Origin of the sequence: Maritimibacter dapengensis, from assembly GCF_019218265.1 — a bacterium.
GTDB classification, from domain to species: domain Bacteria; phylum Pseudomonadota; class Alphaproteobacteria; order Rhodobacterales; family Rhodobacteraceae; genus Maritimibacter; species Maritimibacter dapengensis.
On sequence record NZ_JAHUZE010000001.1, the window covers coordinates 816,136 to 834,522 of the forward strand.

22 protein-coding genes and 1 tRNA gene are annotated in these 18,387 nt (G+C 64.2%); 8 read left to right on the forward strand and 15 right to left on the reverse strand.

The genetic code is table 11. The features are described 5' to 3' along the window. Positions 1-35 precede the first annotated feature (35 nt). The 3 genes from KJP28_RS04065 to KJP28_RS04075 are packed head-to-tail and all read left to right on the forward strand — an operon-like array spanning position 36 to position 1,535. Entirely contained in the window at positions 36-623 is a 588-nt protein-coding gene (locus KJP28_RS04065; protein WP_218390941.1) for an RNA polymerase sigma factor, read from the forward strand. After that, positions 610-1,017: a dihydroorotate dehydrogenase gene (locus KJP28_RS04070; protein ID WP_218390942.1), complete on the forward strand. Its 408-nt coding sequence runs from the start codon at positions 610-612 to the stop codon at positions 1,015-1,017. The genes KJP28_RS04065 and KJP28_RS04070 overlap by 14 nt, the downstream gene beginning before the upstream one ends. After that, a complete protein-coding gene (locus tag KJP28_RS04075) occupies positions 1,014-1,535 on the forward strand; it encodes a periplasmic heavy metal sensor (protein ID WP_218390943.1) in 522 nt (173 codons plus the stop codon). The genes KJP28_RS04070 and KJP28_RS04075 overlap by 4 nt, the downstream gene beginning before the upstream one ends. Here KJP28_RS04075 and KJP28_RS04080 read toward each other — a convergent pair. Then, positions 1,532-2,923, reverse strand: a complete 1,392-nt coding sequence (locus tag KJP28_RS04080; RefSeq protein WP_218390944.1) for a diguanylate cyclase — start codon at positions 2,921-2,923, stop codon at positions 1,532-1,534. The two genes, KJP28_RS04075 and KJP28_RS04080, sit on opposite strands and share 4 nt — an antisense overlap. Positions 2,924-3,019: 96 nt before the next feature. On the opposite strand from KJP28_RS04080, the gene KJP28_RS04085 reads away from it, so the two are divergent. The 4 genes from KJP28_RS04085 to KJP28_RS04100 all read left to right on the forward strand — a co-directional run bounded on the left by KJP28_RS04085 (position 3,020) and on the right by KJP28_RS04100 (position 5,782). Continuing rightward, positions 3,020-3,298, forward strand: a complete 279-nt coding sequence (locus KJP28_RS04085; protein WP_218390945.1) for a DUF3572 domain-containing protein — start codon at positions 3,020-3,022, stop codon at positions 3,296-3,298. Beyond that, positions 3,295-3,999: an HAD family hydrolase gene (locus KJP28_RS04090; protein WP_218390946.1), complete on the forward strand. Its 705-nt coding sequence runs from the start codon at positions 3,295-3,297 to the stop codon at positions 3,997-3,999. Before KJP28_RS04085 ends, KJP28_RS04090 begins: the two co-directional genes overlap by 4 nt. 137 nt (positions 4,000-4,136) lie before the next feature. Further along, positions 4,137-4,745 carry a heme NO-binding domain-containing protein gene (locus KJP28_RS04095; RefSeq protein ID WP_218390947.1) on the forward strand — a complete coding sequence of 203 codons (609 nt, stop codon included), beginning with the start codon at positions 4,137-4,139 and terminating at the stop codon, positions 4,743-4,745. Further along, on the forward strand, positions 4,742-5,782 hold the full coding sequence (locus KJP28_RS04100; protein ID WP_218390948.1) for a diguanylate cyclase domain-containing protein: 1,041 nt from the start codon (positions 4,742-4,744) through the stop codon (positions 5,780-5,782). The genes KJP28_RS04095 and KJP28_RS04100 overlap by 4 nt, the downstream gene beginning before the upstream one ends. Positions 5,783-5,796: 14 nt before the next feature. Here the strand turns inward: KJP28_RS04100 and KJP28_RS04105 are convergent, their stop codons facing one another. The 4 genes from KJP28_RS04105 to KJP28_RS04120 are packed head-to-tail and all read right to left on the reverse strand — an operon-like array spanning position 5,797 to position 8,815. Continuing rightward, positions 5,797-6,837, reverse strand: a complete 1,041-nt coding sequence (locus KJP28_RS04105) for a sulfotransferase (RefSeq protein ID WP_218390949.1) — start codon at positions 6,835-6,837, stop codon at positions 5,797-5,799. A gap of 3 nt (positions 6,838-6,840) precedes the next feature. Next, entirely contained in the window at positions 6,841-7,221 is a 381-nt protein-coding gene (locus tag KJP28_RS04110; RefSeq protein WP_218390950.1) for a hypothetical protein, read from the reverse strand. Further along, positions 7,218-7,448: a hypothetical protein gene (locus tag KJP28_RS04115; protein ID WP_218390951.1), complete on the reverse strand. Its 231-nt coding sequence runs from the start codon at positions 7,446-7,448 to the stop codon at positions 7,218-7,220. The genes KJP28_RS04110 and KJP28_RS04115 overlap by 4 nt, the downstream gene beginning before the upstream one ends. Continuing rightward, on the reverse strand, positions 7,445-8,815 hold the full coding sequence (locus KJP28_RS04120; RefSeq protein WP_218390952.1) for an arylsulfotransferase family protein: 1,371 nt from the start codon (positions 8,813-8,815) through the stop codon (positions 7,445-7,447). The genes KJP28_RS04115 and KJP28_RS04120 overlap by 4 nt, the downstream gene beginning before the upstream one ends. Positions 8,816-9,059: 244 nt before the next feature. Here KJP28_RS04120 and KJP28_RS04125 point away from each other — a divergent pair, with 244 nt between their 5' ends. Then, positions 9,060-10,256 (forward strand): PQQ-dependent sugar dehydrogenase, encoded by a 1,197-nt coding sequence (locus KJP28_RS04125; RefSeq protein ID WP_218390953.1) that lies wholly within the window; start codon positions 9,060-9,062, stop codon positions 10,254-10,256. Positions 10,257-10,466: 210 nt separating this feature from the next. Here KJP28_RS04125 and KJP28_RS04130 read toward each other — a convergent pair. The 10 genes from KJP28_RS04130 to pdeM form a co-directional block, all read right to left on the reverse strand. Continuing rightward, positions 10,467-10,541: transfer RNA gene (locus KJP28_RS04130), tRNA-Glu, on the reverse strand. Between the two features lie 87 nt (positions 10,542-10,628). Further along, the gene (locus tag KJP28_RS04135; RefSeq protein WP_218390954.1) at positions 10,629-11,141 is read right to left on the reverse strand and encodes a P-loop nucleotide/nucleoside kinase family protein; all 513 of its coding nucleotides are present in this window, start codon (positions 11,139-11,141) and stop codon (positions 10,629-10,631) included. Further along, positions 11,138-12,886: a single-stranded-DNA-specific exonuclease RecJ gene (gene recJ, locus KJP28_RS04140; RefSeq protein WP_218390955.1), complete on the reverse strand. Its 1,749-nt coding sequence runs from the start codon at positions 12,884-12,886 to the stop codon at positions 11,138-11,140. The genes KJP28_RS04135 and recJ overlap by 4 nt, the downstream gene beginning before the upstream one ends. Further along, a complete protein-coding gene (locus KJP28_RS04145; protein WP_218390956.1) occupies positions 12,883-13,428 on the reverse strand; it encodes a cysteine hydrolase family protein in 546 nt (181 codons plus the stop codon). The genes recJ and KJP28_RS04145 overlap by 4 nt, the downstream gene beginning before the upstream one ends. Next, complete coding sequence (glpX, locus tag KJP28_RS04150; protein ID WP_218390957.1) at positions 13,425-14,405, reverse strand: class II fructose-bisphosphatase; 981 nt, start codon at positions 14,403-14,405, stop codon at positions 13,425-13,427. Before glpX ends, KJP28_RS04145 begins: the two co-directional genes overlap by 4 nt. Before the next feature lie 132 nt (positions 14,406-14,537). Further along, complete coding sequence (locus tag KJP28_RS04155; protein WP_218390958.1) at positions 14,538-14,954, reverse strand: VOC family protein; 417 nt, start codon at positions 14,952-14,954, stop codon at positions 14,538-14,540. 3 nt (positions 14,955-14,957) lie between these two features. Continuing rightward, the gene (locus KJP28_RS04160) at positions 14,958-16,250 is read right to left on the reverse strand and encodes a homoserine dehydrogenase (RefSeq protein ID WP_218390959.1); all 1,293 of its coding nucleotides are present in this window, start codon (positions 16,248-16,250) and stop codon (positions 14,958-14,960) included. A gap of 182 nt (positions 16,251-16,432) precedes the next feature. After that, positions 16,433-17,224 (reverse strand): crotonase/enoyl-CoA hydratase family protein, encoded by a 792-nt coding sequence (locus KJP28_RS04165; RefSeq protein WP_218390960.1) that lies wholly within the window; start codon positions 17,222-17,224, stop codon positions 16,433-16,435. Positions 17,225-17,227: 3 nt separating this feature from the next. Further along, positions 17,228-17,602: a PaaI family thioesterase gene (locus KJP28_RS04170; protein ID WP_218391690.1), complete on the reverse strand. Its 375-nt coding sequence runs from the start codon at positions 17,600-17,602 to the stop codon at positions 17,228-17,230. 133 nt (positions 17,603-17,735) lie between these two features. Beyond that, on the reverse strand, positions 17,736-18,386 hold the full coding sequence (gene pdeM / locus KJP28_RS04175) for a ligase-associated DNA damage response endonuclease PdeM (protein ID WP_218390961.1): 651 nt from the start codon (positions 18,384-18,386) through the stop codon (positions 17,736-17,738). Between the last annotated feature and the right edge of the window lies 1 nt (position 18,387).

Sequence of the window (18,387 nt, forward strand, 5' to 3'; positions counted from 1 at the left end):
CGCAGGACGCGCGCAAGGATTAGCTAACGGACGCAATGGACATGGCTCTCGACGCATCCAGCGAGGTCTCGGACGAGGCGTTGCTCGTGGCTTTCGGCAATGGCGACCGGGAGGCCGCCATGCTGCTGACCGCTCGGCTGACGCCGCGTGTCATGGGCTTTGCCGCCCGGATGCTCGGCGGTGACCGCGCCGAGGCCGAGGATGTGACACAGGAGGCCATGCTGCGCCTGTGGAAGATCGCGCCGGACTGGCGTCAGGGCGAGGCGAAGGTGACGACCTGGCTCTACCGGGTCACGTCGAACCTTTGCACTGACCGATTGCGCAAGCGACGCGGGGTCGATCTTGATGCCGTGCCGGAGCCGGAAGACGACAGGCCCGGCGCGGTGGCGGGAATGATCGAGGCGGATCGCGCAAGGGCGCTCGAAGCGGCCCTGGCCGAATTGCCGGACCGGCAACGTCAGGCCGTGGTCATGCGGCATCTCGAAGGGGCCACCAACCCCGAGATCGCCGAAGCGATGGAGATCAGCGTCGAGGCGGTCGAAAGCCTGACCGCCCGGGGCAAAAGACTGCTGGCGAAGCTGCTCGCTGGCCAGCGTGAGGAGTTGGGTTATGTCGAAGACTGACAAGCACGAAACGGGATTGAACGACATCGAACTGGAGCAATTCTTCGCTGCGGGCCGGTCGGAAATGGCAGAACCCGGTGCCGCTCTCATGGCGCGTGTCCTCGCGGATGCAAATGCCGAGATCGACGCGCGGGAGCCTCGCGCAACGGGTCGTTCGCGTCGGCGTATCGGCTTCTTCGCCGCGGTGGGCAGTGCGCTCGGCGGCTGGCCCGTCATGGCGAGCATGGCGACTGCGGCTGCGGCCGGCGTCTGGATCGGTGCGGCAGCGCCTGACCAGGTTTCCAACGTCACCGGCGGTCTGATCGGCGGAACCGCCGTTTCATCCCAATACGAACTGGACGAATTGTTGCCGGGCTACGGCTTGATGGCCGCAATCGAGGAGGCCAATCAATGAGCGATACGGACAAGTCGACGCGCGCGCGCACCGCGCTTTGGGTGAAAGTGCTGCTCGCTGTTTCCCTGACGCTCAACCTGCTGGTCCTCGGCGTGATCGTGGGTGCCGGGTCACGCGACCACGGGCCGGACCGGCGCGGTCCGCCGGGTGAAGCACGGATGCGGGTCGACCCGGCTCTTGGCCCGTTCGCGCGAGCTCTGCCGGAAACTGCACGCCGCGAGGCGATGGCCGAACTCGAGGCTCAATCGGGCCCACTGCGCGCAAGCCGCGAAGAACTGGCCTCGCAACTCGCCGAGATCCTCGAAGTGTTGCGTTCCGAGACGTATGACGGAAACCGGATGGCCGCGCTATTCGAAGAGCAGCGTGCAGGCTGGAACGAAAGAACTGAAACCGGACGCAGGATCATGCTCGACAAGATCGACGCCATGAGTGCCAGCGAGCGGGCGGAATTTGCCGACCGGATCGACAAAGGCTTTCGCAGGGTGCTGGACAAGAACCGCGGTGACGCGGACCGCTAGGCGCGTGATCCCCCGGCGAGCGGCGCGTGCGTGACCTGGTTGCGCCCTCCGCTCTTCGATAAATACAGCGCCCTGTCGGCGGCTTCGATAACGTCCTGCACAGGGTCCCTGCCATCGGACGACGTGGCAATGCCGACAGAGGTCGTCACCGAGACCGGGGTCGCACCGAGCGGCGTGCTGATCGGGTGGTCTGCGATGACACGGCGCAGCCGCTGCGCGATGGTTTCCGCACGATCCCCATCAGCCCCTTGCAGGACGACGAGAAATTCCTCTCCGCCAATCCGAGCGGCGAGATCGACGTCCCGTATGCTGTCGATCACGCGTGACGCAACAGCCTGTAGCACATGGTCGCCCACCACATGCCCGTGGCCATCATTGATCGCCTTGAACCGGTCCAGATCGAGAATCATGATCGAGAACGCAGAACCGGAGATTGCGGCGTCGCGGCTCAACTTCTTGAGGTAACAGTCAAGGTATCGTCGGTTGAAAAGACCGGTCAACGGGTCACGCAACGCGACATCGAGCTGATCTTCGACAAAAGCCCGCAGGCGGTCCATCTCTCGTTTGTGCGCGACCAGGGTCTCAAGACGGATCGCGAGCTCTTTCGCACTGGCGATGGCGGGCGCAACGGCGTCCGCCCCGAGGTCGAGAGCCATATCGGTCATGTCATGCGCAGCGCCAGCCGCTTGAAACAGGATGACCGACCCCCGCGTCGCCGGCCGTGACCGCAGTTCGCTCACGAGCTGCAATGTCTGTTTCGATGCTTTCGGATCTTCCGCGATGATGACGGCATCGGGTGCCAGCGACGCGTCGTCGCTAACGTTCAGGATGGTCTTGCGGGTATGAACGCGGATCGCCCCCGCGAAATTCGGTGCGAGGGCATGACGCCATGACATGGCCGTGGCCATGTCCGGCGCGATCAGCGCCAGTTCCATGCGGGCATTGAATCCGACCTGGGCTTCCGACAATTCGCCGACATCCACCAATGCGCGTCGCCGGGTCAATTCGTCATGCGATGACCGTTTGCGCATCAGATTGCGCAACAAGGCCTGCAACAGCCGCTCGCCGGGAAGGTTTTCGAGGCAATCGTCAGCGCCGGCTTCGAACGCGGCGATCCGGGCGTTTTCGTCGTTCCGCACGCCATAAAGGATCACCGGGATATCGCGAGAGTCGCGGGACGACTTGAGACGGCGGCACAAATCCACACCGTGATCATTGTCGAAGCCGATATCCATGACGATGGCATCGGGGCGCTCCAGTGCGACTTCCGATAGCAGCTCATCGCGCGTCTTGACCTGAACGATACGATTGTGCGAACCCGCGAGCCGAGCCTTGAGCGCAATGCGCTCCGTGACGAGGTCGTCTGCTATCAGGATGGGGCCGCTCATGGGGTTGATCAAGTTTTCAGCATATCCGTTGCGCTCTGATAATGATTGCCAAAGAAGTGTTAACAAAATCTTTCCCGAATCCCGGATGGAGCCGTAATGCAGCGTGAAAATGCCGAAGCTGTCGGGCTGAAAGCCCTCGGTTGGATCGCCTCAAATGACGACTTGCTGCCTGTGTTTTTGGGAGCGTCGGGCGCCGATGTCGAGGCGCTGAAGGCGGCCGCGGATGACCCCGGACTGCTTGGGGCGCTGCTCGATTTCATCTGCATGGACGACGCGTGGGTCACGGCTTTTTGCGACGCCACGGGTCTGCCCTATGATGCGCCGATGCGGGCGCGGGCAGTGCTTCCCGGTGGCGAAACGGTGCATTGGACGTGAGCGGGCGACACCGTCGCGTGGACGGGATCCTGTTCGACAAGGACGGCACCCTTTTCGATTTCGACGCGACCTGGAGCGCGTGGGCCGAACGCCTTCTAAGGGACCTGGCCCCAGAGGACGAAGACCTCGAAGACCGCCTGGCCGCCGCAATCGGTTTCGACAGGTCCGCCCGAAAATTCGCGACGCATTCCGCTGTCATCGCAGGTACGCCTGACGACGCGGCAATCGCCCTTGCTTCGGTCCTGGGACAGGAGAGCGACGCCTTGATTACTGCGATCAATGATGTTGCCGCGAAGGTCGACGTCGTCTCGCCCGTGCCGCTTGTCCCGCTCCTGAGCGGGTTGCGGCGATCGGGATTGAAACTTGGTGTGGCGACGAACGACGCTCTGGCGCCCGCGTTTGCCCACCTCGACAAGGCGGGCATCCGTGACGCGTTCGATTTCGTGACCGGGTCGGATGGCAGGTATGCACCCAAACCGGCACCCGACATGTGCATCGGTTTCGCCACGTCGCTTGGGCTGGACCCATCGCGCGTGGTCATGGTCGGCGACAGCCGCCACGACCTTGAAGCCGGGCGTGCCGCGGGGATGCAAACCATTGGCGTGCTCTCCGGTCCGGCGAGCCGGGCGCACCTCGCACCCCTGGCAGATGCCGTACTCGATCATATCGGGTACCTGCCAGACTGGATCACGGCCGTCTGACCAGCGTTAACCCTGAAACGCCGCCAGACTTGATCAATGTCCTATACATTTGCATCAACTTGAGCCCGTAGATGGCTGAAGTTCGGGAGATATTAACACTTGGCCTCTAATGCATAACCGATAGCCGAGGTTTGGACATGCATGGGTTGATCTGTCGTTCGTTCGAAGGATTCGTGCGATCCGCGTATGGTTCAGGTGTATGGCAGCGTTCGATGATTTCGCTTGATGCCGGGATCGACGGCTTCGAAGGGATGCTGCACTATCACGACGACCTCGCCGAGCGGTTGGTCACCACCTGCGCGCGCGAATTGTACAAGCCGCGCGATGTCTTGCTCGAGGATTTCGGAACCTTCGTCGTGGCCGGTAGCGGGAGCGGACGTCTGCGTCGCCTCCTTCGCTTCGGTGGAGTGGATTACGAAGATTTTCTTCATTCGCTCGATGACCTTGCAGGCCGGGCCGCGCTCGCGGTGCCGGATATCGGACTTCCCGACCTCGAACTCGTCGAGGCCGATCAATCCATGTACGACCTGATCTGTCGCCATCCCTTCCGGGGCGTTGGTTTCGTCATAATGGGGCTTCTGCGGGCCTTGGCGGATGATTACGGTGTGCTCGTCCTGCTCGAACATCTCGGTCCGCGCGACAACGGAGAAGCCTTGTCCATTCTTCTTCTAGAGACTGACTATGCCGAGGATCGAGGCTTCGACCTCTCCGAGGCGGTTGGTGCTGTCGCGAGCAAAAGCGCATGAACCGAATCGATCCTTTTCAGGTTACGAGCGCGGGCCTCGACGTCATGATGCCGATGAACGTCGTTGCCGATTTCGATGGCCGGATCGTGCATGTCGGCCCGACACTCGCGAAGGTGCTCGGCAATCGCCGATACATGGGCGAACGCCTGCTCGATTTCTTCGATCTGCGCCGCCCAAAGGAAGAGGCGATACTGGCGTCTCTCCGTCGGGGCGCTTCGGGAAAGGTGCTCTTGCGGTTGCGCGACGAAAACCAGACCCAGTTCATCGGTGCGGCAGCGGCTCTGCCGGGCCGGGCCGGTATTCTCGTCAACCTTTCGTTCGGGATTTCGATCTTCGAAGCCGTGAAGCGCTACGGCCTGGCGGGCTCCGATTTTGCGCCGACCGATCTGACGCTTGAGCTCCTGTATCTGGCCGAGGCGAATTCGGCGGCGATGGCCGAGAGCCGCGCATTGACCGAGAAATTGCAGGGCCGCGTGACCGCAGCAGTCGCGGAGGCAACGACGGATACCCTCACCGGGCTTCACAATCGCCGCGCCCTTCAGAAAGCCCTCTCACGATTGGTGGATCGTGGCATTCCGTTCACGCTCGCCCATCTCGACCTCGACTTTTTCAAAGCGGTCAACGACACCTATGGTCACGCGGCCGGGGATTTCGTGCTGCAGGAAGTCGCGAAGATCCTTTTGGAAGAAACCCGCAGCGGCGATACGGTCGCAAGGATCGGCGGCGACGAATTCGTGCTCGTGTTTTCGAACCTCACCGACCGGAAACGCCTTGCGACCATCGCCGGGCGCATCATCAGACGGCTGGAACAGCCTGTCCTTTTCGACGGAGAACGATGCCGGGTTTCGGGGTCCATCGGCATGGTCTCGACCACGCAATACGACCTGTGCGACATCGACAGGATGCTCGTCGATGCTGACATGGCTCTTTATCAATCCAAGGGGCTGGGCCGCGCGCGGTTCAGCTTTTATCGCGTGCCGGAAGATGACCGCGACCACAAGGCGCGAGGTGATGACGGAGATCGCCCGGCGCCCTGACATTTGTTGCCCGTTCAGCGAAGGCTTTGAAAAAGTGCGTCGGCGCTTTCGAACAAGGCGTCCGACACGCCATCGGGGCGGTCGTAGCGCTTGATCGGAAGCACAAGCGCCGTCCCGGCCTGTTCCGTTGCCTCATCGGCGCGCAACCCGAGCCGCTTCAAAAGCTCCGCCACATCCGGCGCTCTGGTAAAGCGCTCCATGTCCACGAAACACACGTCGTCACGTTCCGCGATATGCCGGTAGGCACAGATCCAGTAGGCAAGCCAGTAATCGAGCGACTTGGGATCATGCGCCTCGATCACCGCATCCATTCCCGGAAAAAGGATCGGGCGATGCAGATCCCCGAATTCGAAATGTCCGATGTCACGCATGTAATCCGATGCAAAACCACTTTCGGCGTGGATGTCGAGATAGCGCATGTGCTGGCGATGCAGCGACATCGCGTGGTCGAGCGGCGCGCGCAGCGGGACGACGAACCGAGCATCCGGGAACGCGTCGCGGATCGCGCTCAGCCGCGCGATGTTGGCATTGTTCTTGGAGACGTAGCGCGGCGCATCCGCTGGCCCGCGCGACGCGATCAGCCGCCGGATCAGGTCGGATTTCGGCTCGGCGATGCGGTCGCCGGTCTCGGGGCCAAGCGCGATCCCGTCTTCACCGAAAAGCTCGGGACATTCGCGCAGCCACATGACCTCCTCGAACGCCTCCGGGCTGTCGGCATCGACGAGCATCCCGTCGGAATGGCTGCGTTCCCGGCGCGCAAGGTCCACGCGGAACCGCCCCGACAGCTTGCGCCACATCAGCGGCGAGAGGACGAAAGGCATGTCGCGATAGGTATGCGTCACCACGTCCGGGTGCTTCGCGAGGATTTCGAGCAGGAGCGTCGTGCCCGCACGCGCCAGCGACGTGACGAAAATCGGGCTGTCCACCGGCTGCTTCGCGATCTCGGCACCATACAGGCGCTCTTCCATGTCGCGCAGCATCTCCTGCCCGAAATCGACCTTGAAAGCGAGCCGATGCACCGCGCGGTCGAGAAATCCGTAGTTCAGCGCGTCCATCCGTCAACCCATGCTGCTCCGCCGATACCAGTCCAGCCCGCCAAGCAGCGCGACGGTCGCCACCAGCACGGCGGGGTTCAACGAAAAGCGCGTGAACTCCTCGAGCCGAAGCCCGGCCAAAAGATGCGCCAAAAGAACTGGCACCGCTGCCGCCGCGACCACCGCGACAAGCCGCGCGGTCAAGCCCAAGGTCCCGCCGAGCGCCGAGATCGACGCCTTGCGAATGCGCTTTTCCTTTTCAAGGTCGCTCAGCCCCTTGTCACCCATGATCGCCATCGCTGCCCGGAACTCGTCCAGCAGCGCGCGCGCACGCGTCACCAGCCCCGTCGCGACGAAAGCCGCGTAGAAGGCGAGACAGGCAAGAGCGTAGATGGCAAAGGTCATTTTGCGTCCGCGGCGTCCGGCGTATCGGTGTCGGCACCGCCGCGCATTTTCACGATCATCCGCTTGACGGGATAGAAAAAGAACCCGGCGATCATCAGGAAAATGACCCCGACGAAAGCGAGCACCGAGCCGATGGCCGAAAGTCCGGCACCGGGGCCGACATAGGCCAGAGCGGGGTTCGCGATCAGGGCCAGGCCGAGCGCTGCGACTGTAATGGTGGGTTTCATGATTTGGTCTCCTTACAAGTCCAGTTGGTGATGTCGAAATAATCTGTCGGAACGCGGGCACCCGCCTCGAAAGCCGAGGCCACCTCGTCGTCATATGGAAGGCGGTAATCCCAGACCACGGCACCGTCCGGCGTAGCCTCGAACATGCGGCCCGCCATGGTTTCGGTGATCAGCACGTTGCCGTTTTCAAGCCGCTGATGCGTGCCCATGATGGATGAGTAAAACTTGTCCTCCTCACCCTGCGGATGCAGCACGACCGTTTCATCCGTCGCGGGGTCGTAGGACAGGATCTGGCTGTTCGTGACCCAGTCACCGACCGACCGCGCCCGGTTGTTGAAAATCTCGATCGTGCCGTCGGGCATGATGTCCGGGTCATGTTGGCGCACCCACGTCCCCTGTCTGTGCCATTTCAGATGACCATCGAACTGGTCGAAAATGGCGAGCATGTGCATTTCGCGGATCGACACCAGAAGGTCGCCCTCCGCGACCCCCTCGATCTTGTCGGCCAGCGCGGCGTTCACGACTTCGATGTCGTTGATATGCGTGGGATCGGCGAGGATTTCTTGCTGCGAGGCATAGAGTTCGCGCTCGAGCCCCGCATCCATGAGCGATTGAAGCACCGAAAATTCGCGCTCCACCTCGCCATCCGCGTTCAGAAGCAGAAGCGAGTTGTTGTAATTCTTGAGCGTGCCGACGAGCATCCCCGCGATCTCGTCGCGGCTCACCCCAGCGGGCAGAAGCGCGTCAGGCGTGTCGTAAATCGAGATGTCGCCCGGCACCCAGAACGTCCCGTCCGCGGTGCGCGTGATGGAATGGTGGGCCATCTTCTCGGTCGCCCAAACCGGGTTCGAACATTGGTCGAGCCGCACCGTGCCGACCCCGCCGATATTGGCGACGAGCGAGCCGTCGGGAAGCGGCCAGAACCCCTGGGTGTGGAAATGGTATTTCGATTTCGGCAGGTTGCCGGCGGGCACGACATGGGTCGGAGCGTCGTAGACGTCGAAATAATCGATCTCCCAGCGGTGGATTTCTGCACCGTCCATGTCGATCATCTTCACCTGCGCACCACCGGGCATGATCCCCTGAATGAGCGTCAGGCCACGCTGCGCGCGGGCAGGGTCGTGGGTCACCACGCCTTCGCCCTCGTAAGGCGACGGTGCGAGCAAGGCTGAGCGCGTCTGTCGTAGCTCCTGAACCAGTTGAACGGTGTCGACGAAGCCCTTGTGAAGCGCGGGGAAAGGGGCTGCACCGAACATGGACATCAGTCCGCCGAGCATGAAAATCGCCACGCCAAGCAGAATCTTATCCGCAGACGGTGCCTTCACGCCCTTCTTCCCAACGGTTCGACCACTTTCTTCAAGTGCCATGCCCAGTCCTTCGTGCTCCGGTCCATTGTCTCGTATTGCGAAACGTGCCCGACTATCGCGCCCTAATTGTCTCCGATCTGTAGAAAGCGAAAACGGCCCAAATATGACCGGAACATGGAAATCGAGCGCTTTTCGCACCCTGTAGGCGGGCTTCCCGGCGAACACGATTGCGTGGGGAAGGGACCCGGAGAGCACGCGCATGGATTAAGATCGGGAAAACCTCACATCGACCAGAAAGGCTCCCATGACAAAGATCACGCATTCAGCCGCTCTCGCCGTTACACTCGCCGCCAGCCCGCTCGCGCTCATGGCACAGGATTTCAACGACGCCCCACCGAACGCGCCGGATCAGACCCCGGCGTTCGAAGGCCAGACCCGCGCCCCGGTCCTGACCGACGACCTCGCGCTCGACCGCGAAGTGGTTGCCGATGGTCTCGAAAACCCTTGGGGCATGGATCAGCTTCCCGATGGCGGCTGGATCGTGACCGAACGTCCGGGGCGTATGCGCATCGTCTCGGCGGACGGCTCGGCCTCGCCGCCGATCAGTGGCCTGCCGGAGGTTGACGCCCGTAGGCAAGGCGGCCTTCTCGACGTTACCGTGAACGACGACTTTGCCGAGACGCGCCGGGTCTGGTGGAGCTTTTCCGAACCGCGCGGCGGCGGCGAGAACGGCACCTCGGTTGCAACAGGCGTACTCTCAGAAGACGGCCGCGAGATGACCGAGGTCGAGGTCATCTTTCAACAGCAACCCGCCTGGGCCTCTACGCTGCACTACGGATCGCGTCTCGTCTTCGATGACGCCGGCGCGTTGTTCGTCACGACCGGCGAGCGCTCCAACCCTGAACCCCGCCAATTGGCGCAGGACATCTCGACCCACCTCGGCAAGGTCATTCGCATCGACCCGATGGGCGGCGCAGCAGAAGGCAACCCCGAGATCGAGGGCGGCCAACCGGAAATCTGGTCCTACGGCCACCGAAACCTGCAAGCGGCCGCACTTGGCCCCGACGGCGATCTCTGGACCGTCGAGCACGGCCCCCGCGGCGGTGACGAATTGAACCGCCCGGAGGCGGGCAAGAACTACGGCTGGCCGGTCATCACCTACGGCATCGACTACAGCGGTGCGCCGATTGGCGAAGGCATGACGGCCCAGGAGGGAATGGAACAGCCCATTTACTACTGGGATCCGGTCATCGCGCCGTCCGGCATGGTCTTCTACGACGGCGACGTGTTTTCCGACTGGCAGGGCGACGCGCTCATCGGCGGGCTGGCGAGCCAGTCGCTCGTCCGGCTCGAGATTGAGGACGGCCGCGTCACCGGCGAAGCTCGCTACCTGCAAGGCCAGGGCAGGGTGCGCGACGTTGACGTGGCGCAGGATGGCGCGGTGATGGTCCTCACCGATTCCGGAAACGGCGCTCTCTACCGCCTGACCCCGGCGGAGTGATGAACCCGCGTCGCAAAACGCGCCCGCAGCGCCCGCCCCCACCGGGCGCTGCGACGGCCGTCCACAGTTCGGATCATCTGGGCCGGTGTCCAAGCCTTGTAGGTGTGCAGGATGCGGCGCTTCGCGAGACCGCCAACGTGGTCCGCGCCCAAAACGCGCAACACATTCGACCCGTAAAGGCCTAATAAAACAACGTCGCTGCGGGGAAAATGGCAGCCCGTAGGGGAATCGAACCCCTCTTTCCAGGTTGAAAACCTGGCGTCCTAACCGATAGACGAACGGGCCGCGCTTGGCGTGAGGCGGTGTTTAGAAAAAGGGGCGGACGGGCGCAAGAGGGAATCTGGGCCGGATCGCAAATTTTTCGTCACGCACTCAGGGGCCGAGTTCCGCGACGATCTTCACCGCCGCAGCCTGCGCCGACAGGGTCGCGGTGTCGAGCATCAGGTCCGCGTCATCGAAAGGGATCGCGTCGCGTCCTTGCACCTGCGACCATGTTGGAAGGCTTAGCGCTGCGATATCGCTCTTGCGGGTTTCCACACGTGCCCGATGGACCGCCGGGTCCGAGCAGACGATTTGCACACGACACAGCCGCGCGTGCGTGCCGCGCAGCGCTTCGGTCCAGAGCGCCTCGGCCTCCCGCCAGCCATGCACGGCGTCCACGATCACGCAATGCCCGGCGCCAAGAAGGTCGCGCGCCAGCCCATAGGCGACGACATAGCCGATGTCTCCGCGCGCGCCCTCGAAGGTTTCGCCACGGGCGCGCATCGCGGTTTCTATCGTGTCGATCCGCAGATGAATCGCCCCGCTCAGGCGCGCCAGTTCCCGCGAAATCGTGGTCTTCCCGGTCCCCGGAAGGCCTGCAAGCACGATCAGGGCAGGGGTCATGCCCGTGCCGCGTCTTCGAGCCGCAATTGCGGAATCGAGCGGCCGTTCCAGTGGTTGATCTCCAACCGTCCGGCAAGATGGAAACGCGCTCCGCCGTGGCCCTCCAACGCGGGGCCGAGCGGCCCGTCGAAAGCACCGAAGGCGATGGCGTCGATCTTGGCCGACAGCCCGTCGCCGAAGCTCACCTTGAGGTGGCGGTCGCCGACCCGTTTGGCGAAATTGATCTTTACCTCGGGAAACGCGAAACGCGGCCCCGGCGCGCCTGCGCCATAGGGCCCCGCCGCCTCGATCTGTTCGATCAGTTCGACGGTGACCGCGCCGGGCATCAGCACGCCGTCCAGCGACAGGTCACGCGGCCCGCCGTCACCCGCGCCCTGTTTGGCCAGGAGCTCCGACAGCCGCGCCATGGCCGGCTCGAGTTGATCCCGGCTGAGCGACAATCCGGCAGCCATCTTGTGCCCGCCACCTTTCTCGATCAGCCCTTCTGAGGCCAGCCGCTGGATCGACGCGCCGAGGTCGACGCCCGAGACCGAGCGCCCAGATCCCTTGCCGTCTTCGCCGTCGAACCCGATCACGATCGCCGGGCGATGCGTGGCGTCCTTCAGCCGCGAGGCGACGATCCCGACGACGCCGGGATGCCAGCCATCCGCGGCCGCCCAGACCAGCGGCGCATCCAGCCCGCGCTCTTCGGCCTGATCCATCGCGGCGAGCCGTACGTGGTCCTCGATCTCCCGCCGCTCGGTGTTCAACTCGTCGAGCTTCGCGGCCATGCTGCGGGCTTCCTGCATATCCGTGGTCGCAAGCAACCGCGCCCCAAGGTCGGCCTTGCCGATCCGCCCGCCCGCGTTGATCCGCGGGCCAAGGAGGAAGCCAAGGTGATAAGCCCGCGGCGCCTCGTTCATCCGCGCCACGTCTGTCAGCGCGACGAGACCGGGACGCCCGCGCTGCGCCATGATCTTGAGCCCTTGCACGACCAGCGCCCGGTTCGCCCCGATCAGCGGCGCGACGTCCGCCACCGTCGCCAGCGCCACCAGATCGAGCATTCCCATCAGGTCAGGCCCACGCCGCCCGGCCTCGCGCAATTGCCGCCCGATCTCGACCAGCATCAGGAACACGACCCCGGCCGCGCAGAGGTATCCCGGCGCATCCGCCTCGTCCTGACGGTTCGGGTTCACGACAGCGAGGGCAGGGGGCAACGTTTCGCCGCCCAAGTGGTGGTCCAGAACGACCACATCCGCACCCTTGGCATTGGCCGCCGCGATCGGTTCGTGGCTGAGCGTCCCGCAATCCACCGCGATAATCAGGCTGTGACCTGACGCAAGCTCCTCCATCGCGGGCACGTTTGGGCCATATCCCTCGTCGATCCTGTCGGGGATATAGAGCGTCACGTCGCGCCCCATCTGCCGCATCCAGTCGATCAGAAGCGCCGCCGACGAACCGCCATCCACGTCGTAATCCGCAAACACCGCGATCCGCTCGCCCGCATCGACGGCGGCCAGCACGCGAGTCGCCGCCTTCTCCATGTCCTTCAACCCGCGCGGATCGGGCAGGCTGTCGCGCAGGCGCGGCTCCAGAAACGCCTCCGCCCCCGCCGTATCCACGCCGCGCCGCGCCAGCACGGCGCAGACCGGAGCAGGCAGGTGCGCGGTCTGACCGAGCGCCTCGGTCGCACGTTCCATCTCGACCCCGGGACCGACCCATCGCCGCCCGCTCAGGCTTTCGGATACGCCCAGATAATCGCTCATGGCCGAATGTCCGCGCTGGCGGCGACCCGGGCAAACTCGCCGGACAGGTGGTCGAGCGCCGCGTTGTGGATCTCGTCGGGCGACGGTGCCGGACCGTTCCGCCATCCCGCATCGGCATTCCCGGTGAACGCGGCGCAGGCGTCATGCGCCACCGTGACCGCGTAGCCCATGTTGGCCGCCATCCGCGCCGTGGTCGACACGCAATGCGGCGTGGTCAGCCCGCAGGTCACAAGCTCCGAAATCCCGCTCTCACGCAGCATCGCGTCGAGGTTTGTTCCGATAAATGCGCTGTTCACATGCTTCACCACCACCGGCTCACCTTCGGCGGGTGCGACCTCCGGCTTGTGCGCGGCCCCGTCGCCCGTGAGCGGACTCCCCGCCTCCCACGATAGGTGCTGGACATGAAAGACCCGCGCACCCGCGTCCCGCCAAAGCGACAGAAGCCGAGACGCATTCGCCTCGGCTTGCGCGTTGTTTCGCGCGCCCCAGACCGGATCGTCGAACCCGACCTGTATGTCGATCAGCAGAAGTGCCGGGCTCAAGCGCCCACCCATTCCTTCGGGTTGCGATAGATCATCCGTCGCACCGACCCGGTCTTGGACCGCATCAGGAGCGTCTCGGTGGTGAAGTGGTGTGGCTCGCGGAAGATGCCCTTCACGATGGACCCATCGGTCACGCCGGTGGCCGCGAAAATGACGTCCGCCTGAACCATCTCATCGCGCGCGTAGATCTTGTCGAGATCGGTGATCCCGGCCTTGTCGGCGCGACCCCGCTCGTCATCGTTGCGGAAAGTGAGCTGCCCCCACATCTGTCCGCCCATGCATTTGAGGGCCGAAGCCGCAAGCACGCCCTCGGGCGCGCCACCCTTGCCCATGTACATGTCGATGCCCGTCAGATGCGCTTCTGCACAATGGATCACCCCGGCCACGTCACCATCGGTGATAAGCCGGATGCCAGCCCCGGTGGAGCGGATGTCAGCGATCATTTCCTCGTGGCGCGGACGTTCGAGCACACAGACAGTGATATCGTCCGGGTCGCACCCTTTCGCGGCGGCGAGCGCGCGCACGCGTTCCGACGGGCTCATCTCGAGGCTCACGACACCATCTGGAAAGCCCGGCCCGATCGCCAGCTTTTCCATGTAGACGTCGGGGGCGTGAAGCAGCGTGCCGCGCGGCGCCATGGCGATCACGGTCAGCGCGTTGGGCATGTCCTTGGCGGTCAGCGTCGTGCCTTCGAGCGGGTCGAGCGCGATGTCCACTTCCGGCCCGCTGCCGGTGCCGACCTCTTCACCGATATAGAGCATCGGCGCTTCGTCGCGTTCGCCTTCGCCGATCACGACGGTGCCCTTGATGTCGAGCAGGTTGAGCTGGTCGCGCATCGCGTTGACAGCGGCCTGGTCGGCGGCTTTCTCGTCACCGCGCCCCACCAGTTCGGCCGAGGCCATCGCGGCGGCCTCCGACACGCGGGCGAGGCCCAGAGACAGAAGACGGTCGGCAAAGACGACGGGAGAAGCGGTCATGGAGAAGTCCCTCGGAAATATTCTTTGGCCAAGTCCTAACAGCCGGCGTTGAAAGGGGGAAGCACGCGGGTGAGGTTTTGCGCTACCAACCGGCGATTCCCGCAAAATGTGCCAGGCGTGGCGCGCGGGGTGTCATTCCGGTGCGTGACAGACCACGCAAAGCTTGTTTCCGTCCGGGTCACGCAGATAGGCCCCGTAATAATCGGCGTGATAGTGTGGACGAAGCCAGCGGTCGCCCTCATTCGCGCCACCATTCGCGATGGCCTCGGCGTGGATGCGGTCCACGGCCTCCCGCGTTGGGGCGGAGAAGGCGACCATGGCCCCGTTCCCGGCGACGAACGCGCCTTCGAAGGGTTCCGTGATCGCGAAGAGGGGCCGTGCCTCTCCCGCCATCCGCCAGCTTGCCCAACGACGGCCGAGCAGCTTGCCGTTCATACTGGTTTCCAGCCCGAGCGCGTCGCAGAACGGCACATAGAACGCAAAAGCGCGGTCGAAGTCACTGACGCCGAGCGTGACATGACTGAACAGGGGTAAGCCTCCCCTGTCCATGTCTCACACCTCTTCGATCCGGATGGCGACCGGATCGCCTTCCACAACCCCCGTCTTGCCCAAACCGGCCAGCGCCGTGTCGATGGCTTCGCGGGTGCAGGTATGGGTGACGATGATGACCGGGGCGGTCTTTTCCTCGTGTCCATACTGGCGCATCCGGTTGATCGAGATGCCGGCCTCGCCCAGAACGGTGGCGACCTTGGCCAGTGCGCCGGGTTTGTCCAGAAGCTCCATCCGCAGGTAATGCGCGGCGGGCACCGTGGCCTTCGCCGGCGTCGCGGGTTTCAGCTTGGACGCGGCCTTGCCGAAGGTCGAAATCGTCAGCCCCCGTGCGATGTCCATGACGTCGCCCATCACCGCGCTCGCGGTCGGGCCTTCGCCCGCACCTGCGCCACGCATGACGATCTGACCCACGCTGTCGCCCTCGATCACCACCATGTTGGTGCCGCCTTCGAGTTGCCCGAGCGGCGAGGCGGCGGGGACGAGGCAGGGGCTCATCCGCTGTTCCAACCCGCGCCCGGTCATCTGCGCCACGCCCAGAAGCTTGATGCGGTAGCCCATATCGGCGGCCTGCTCGATGTCGCGGATCGAGATACGCTCGATGCCCTCAAGCTCCACCGCGTCGAAATTGACCTGTGTGCCGAAGGCGATGGACGACAGGAGCGAGAGCTTGTGACCCGCGTCGATCCCGCCCACGTCGAGCTGCGGATCGGCTTCGAGATAGCCAAGCTTGTCGGCCTCGTCGAACACCACGTCGTAAGGCAGTTCGGCGGCATACATGCGCGTCAGAATGTAGTTGCAGGTGCCGTTCATCACGCCCATGACGCGGGTGATCTCGTTGCCCGCAAGCCCTTCGGTCAGCGCCTTGATGACCGGGATGCCGCCCGCGACTGCCGCCTCGAAGCGAAGCACGATTCCAGCGGCTTCCGCGGCTTCCGCGAGTTCCTGTCCATGATGCGCCAGAAGCGCCTTGTTCGCGGTGACGACATGCTTGCCCGCCGCGATGGCCGCCTCGACGCTGGCCTTGGCCGGGCCGTCCGACCCACCCATGAGTTCGACGAAGACGTCGATGTCGTCACGGGTGGCAAGCTGAACCGGGTCGTCCTCCCAGGCATAGGGCTTGAGGTCTACGCCCCGGTCCTTGGCCCGGTTGCGCGCGGCCACGGCGGTGACGGTCACCGCGCGCCCCGTGCGTTCCTCGATCAGCTTGGCATGTTTGCGCGTGATACGCAGCACGCCGACTCCCACGGTGCCGAGGCCGGCGATGCCGAGGCGAAGGGGGGCGGAATTGGACATGTTGGGCCTCCGTTGATTTCCGAAGTCCCTCTACGACAAGCCCGTGGCCCACGCAATCTGATTGCCGAAATGGCGAAACGCCGGGTCAGCCAAGCGGTCGGGCGCGGGCGCTTACATGCGGACCCGATCCATACGCATGCCATACGCGAAACATACGCGCGCCATACGAGCCGTTTTCGCCCTCAATCCTTGAAGTCGGGCGCGCGTTTCTGCATCCCGGCCATCACCGCTTCAAGCTGGTTCGGGCTGCCCACCAGCTTCTCCTGCGCCGCGCTCTCCGCGATCAGGACATCCGCCGCGTCCATGAATTCCGTTTCGGTGATAAGCGCCTTGGCCGCCCGCACCGCATCTGGCGAACGCCCAGCGATCGCCTGCGCCAGCTCCATCGCTCGCCCCACCGGGTCGTCTGCGATTTCGGTGATCGCACCGAATGCCAACGCATCTTCCGCACCGAAAACTTCCGCCGAATACGTCAGCCGCCGAAGCACGTCGCCCCGCATCAAAGACCGGGCGAGCACCATGCCGCCCATGTCCGGCACCAGCCCCCATTTCGCCTCCATGATCGAAAACGACGCGCCCGGCGCAGCGACGCGGATGTCGGCGCCCAACATGATCTGGAACCCCCCGCCGAACGCATAGCCATCGACCGCGGCGATCACCGGCATCGGCAATTCGTGCCAGACCATCGCGGTCGCCTGGTAAAGGTTCGAGCGACCATGCGTGCGCGCCTGGAACCCCTGTTCCTGCGCCGCTTTCGCGATCACCGGCATCGACGCCACGTCGAGCCCCGCGCAGAACGCGTTCGGCCCTCCGGTCAGAACCACGGCGCGGATGCCGTCCATTGCCCCAACTTTCTCCCCAGCCGCCACAATCGCTTCGATCTGCTCGGGGTCGAGCGCGTTCATCTTGTCGTGGCGGTTCATGACGACCTTGGCCACATGCCCGTGGGTCTCGATCAGAATACGGTCCGACATGGGTTATCCTTCCAATGGAACAGGCACCATCGTGCCCAAGAGCTTCGCGATAAGTATGCGGGTCTCCCCGGCCTCGGCCCAGACGTCCGCCTCGGTGATCATGAGCCGCCGACCGGGCTTGAGAACCCGGCCGATCGCGACGAGCCGATCACCGCGACCGGGGGCGAGCAGGTGGATTTTCATCTCGGACGTGACGACTTCATGGTGCGCAGGCATGAGCGACAGCGCGGAATACCCGGCGGCAGAATCTCCGATGGAAAACGCCAGCCCTGCGTGGCTCGACCCCTGTTGTTGCAACGTGCCGGGCGGGATCGACGACGTGATGGTGACACTTCCGGGCGTGACATCGGTCAGGGCCGCGCCCAGTGTTTCCATCATCGGCTGGCGTGCGAAACTATCACGCACGACTGCCTCGTATGCTTCGTTTTTTGGTTCGAACCCGCTCACGGCGCCCTCCTGTCCGCCAACCCTGTCGGCAACTCATGCGCGGGGCAAGGATGACGCGACGGCGTTACCGTGGCATCGGCATGGGGATCGGTTTTGGACCGGTCAGGATCGCGACCGCCTCGGGCCGCATCAGGTTGGACAAAGCCGCGTCCCAGGTTCTGAGGCCACCGGTATAAGTGCCGAACGCGGGCATGATAATGCGGTCACTGTCATAGATCAGGCACGGTCGGGCCTTGCCCGTCACGCGCGCCTTGGGGTGGTAATGCCCCGAAACTTCCCCGGCAGCGCCCTCCCGTGCGATATGGCGGAAGGTCAGCGGCGGGTCGGGCAGTTCGGCCATGTGGCTTCCCCCGATCTCGACCGGGCCGGGGTCGTGGTTGCCCTCGATCCAGATCCAGCGTCGCCCGGCCATGAGCCGGGTCAGCCAGAGCCTCATTTCATCGTCCAGCCCGTCTTCGGCGGCGGCGTCGTCGAAACTGTCCCCAAGACAGACCACCACCTGCGGCTCGACCTGCGCCATCGCCGCTTCCAGTCGGGCAAGCGTGTCTCGCGTCTCATAGGGCGGGAGCAGGGCACCGGCCAGCCGCGCATATCGCTCGGACCGACCGAGATGGAGGTCCGAGACGCACAAGAGCTTTCGTGCGGGCCAGAAGAGCGCGCCTGACGACAGGAATTCGACATCGGTTCCGCAGAACGTGAAGGCGTATTTGTTCATG

Bases quoted from the DNA above. Each gene is read 5' to 3' on its own strand.
- KJP28_RS04170 (WP_218391690.1), bottom strand. From the start codon at position 17,602: ATGATGGAAACACTGGGCGCGGCCCTGACCGATGTCACGCCCGGAAGT.
- KJP28_RS04115 (WP_218390951.1), bottom strand. From the start codon at position 7,448: ATGAAACCCACCATTACAGTCGCAGCGCTCGGCCTGGCCCTGATCGCG.
- KJP28_RS04120 (WP_218390952.1), bottom strand. From the start codon at position 8,815: ATGGCACTTGAAGAAAGTGGTCGAACCGTTGGGAAGAAGGGCGTGAAG.
- KJP28_RS04075 (WP_218390943.1), top strand. From the start codon at position 1,014: ATGAGCGATACGGACAAGTCGACGCGCGCGCGCACCGCGCTTTGGGTG.
- KJP28_RS04100 (WP_218390948.1), top strand. From the start codon at position 4,742: ATGAACCGAATCGATCCTTTTCAGGTTACGAGCGCGGGCCTCGACGTC.
- glpX (WP_218390957.1), bottom strand. From the start codon at position 14,405: ATGACCGCTTCTCCCGTCGTCTTTGCCGACCGTCTTCTGTCTCTGGGC.
- KJP28_RS04160 (WP_218390959.1), bottom strand. From the start codon at position 16,250: ATGTCCAATTCCGCCCCCCTTCGCCTCGGCATCGCCGGCCTCGGCACC.
- KJP28_RS04125 (WP_218390953.1), top strand. From the start codon at position 9,060: ATGACAAAGATCACGCATTCAGCCGCTCTCGCCGTTACACTCGCCGCC.
- KJP28_RS04105 (WP_218390949.1), bottom strand. From the start codon at position 6,837: ATGGACGCGCTGAACTACGGATTTCTCGACCGCGCGGTGCATCGGCTC.
- recJ (WP_218390955.1), bottom strand. From the start codon at position 12,886: ATGAGCGATTATCTGGGCGTATCCGAAAGCCTGAGCGGGCGGCGATGG.
- KJP28_RS04080 (WP_218390944.1), bottom strand. From the start codon at position 2,923: ATGAGCGGCCCCATCCTGATAGCAGACGACCTCGTCACGGAGCGCATT.
- KJP28_RS04110 (WP_218390950.1), bottom strand. From the start codon at position 7,221: ATGACCTTTGCCATCTACGCTCTTGCCTGTCTCGCCTTCTACGCGGCT.
- pdeM (WP_218390961.1), bottom strand. From the start codon at position 18,386: ATGAACAAATACGCCTTCACGTTCTGCGGAACCGATGTCGAATTCCTG.
- KJP28_RS04065 (WP_218390941.1), top strand. From the start codon at position 36: ATGGACATGGCTCTCGACGCATCCAGCGAGGTCTCGGACGAGGCGTTG.
- KJP28_RS04070 (WP_218390942.1), top strand. From the start codon at position 610: ATGTCGAAGACTGACAAGCACGAAACGGGATTGAACGACATCGAACTG.
- KJP28_RS04165 (WP_218390960.1), bottom strand. From the start codon at position 17,224: ATGTCGGACCGTATTCTGATCGAGACCCACGGGCATGTGGCCAAGGTC.
- KJP28_RS04095 (WP_218390947.1), top strand. From the start codon at position 4,137: ATGCATGGGTTGATCTGTCGTTCGTTCGAAGGATTCGTGCGATCCGCG.
- KJP28_RS04155 (WP_218390958.1), bottom strand. From the start codon at position 14,954: ATGGACAGGGGAGGCTTACCCCTGTTCAGTCATGTCACGCTCGGCGTC.
- KJP28_RS04085 (WP_218390945.1), top strand. From the start codon at position 3,020: ATGCAGCGTGAAAATGCCGAAGCTGTCGGGCTGAAAGCCCTCGGTTGG.
- KJP28_RS04135 (WP_218390954.1), bottom strand. From the start codon at position 11,141: ATGACCCCTGCCCTGATCGTGCTTGCAGGCCTTCCGGGGACCGGGAAG.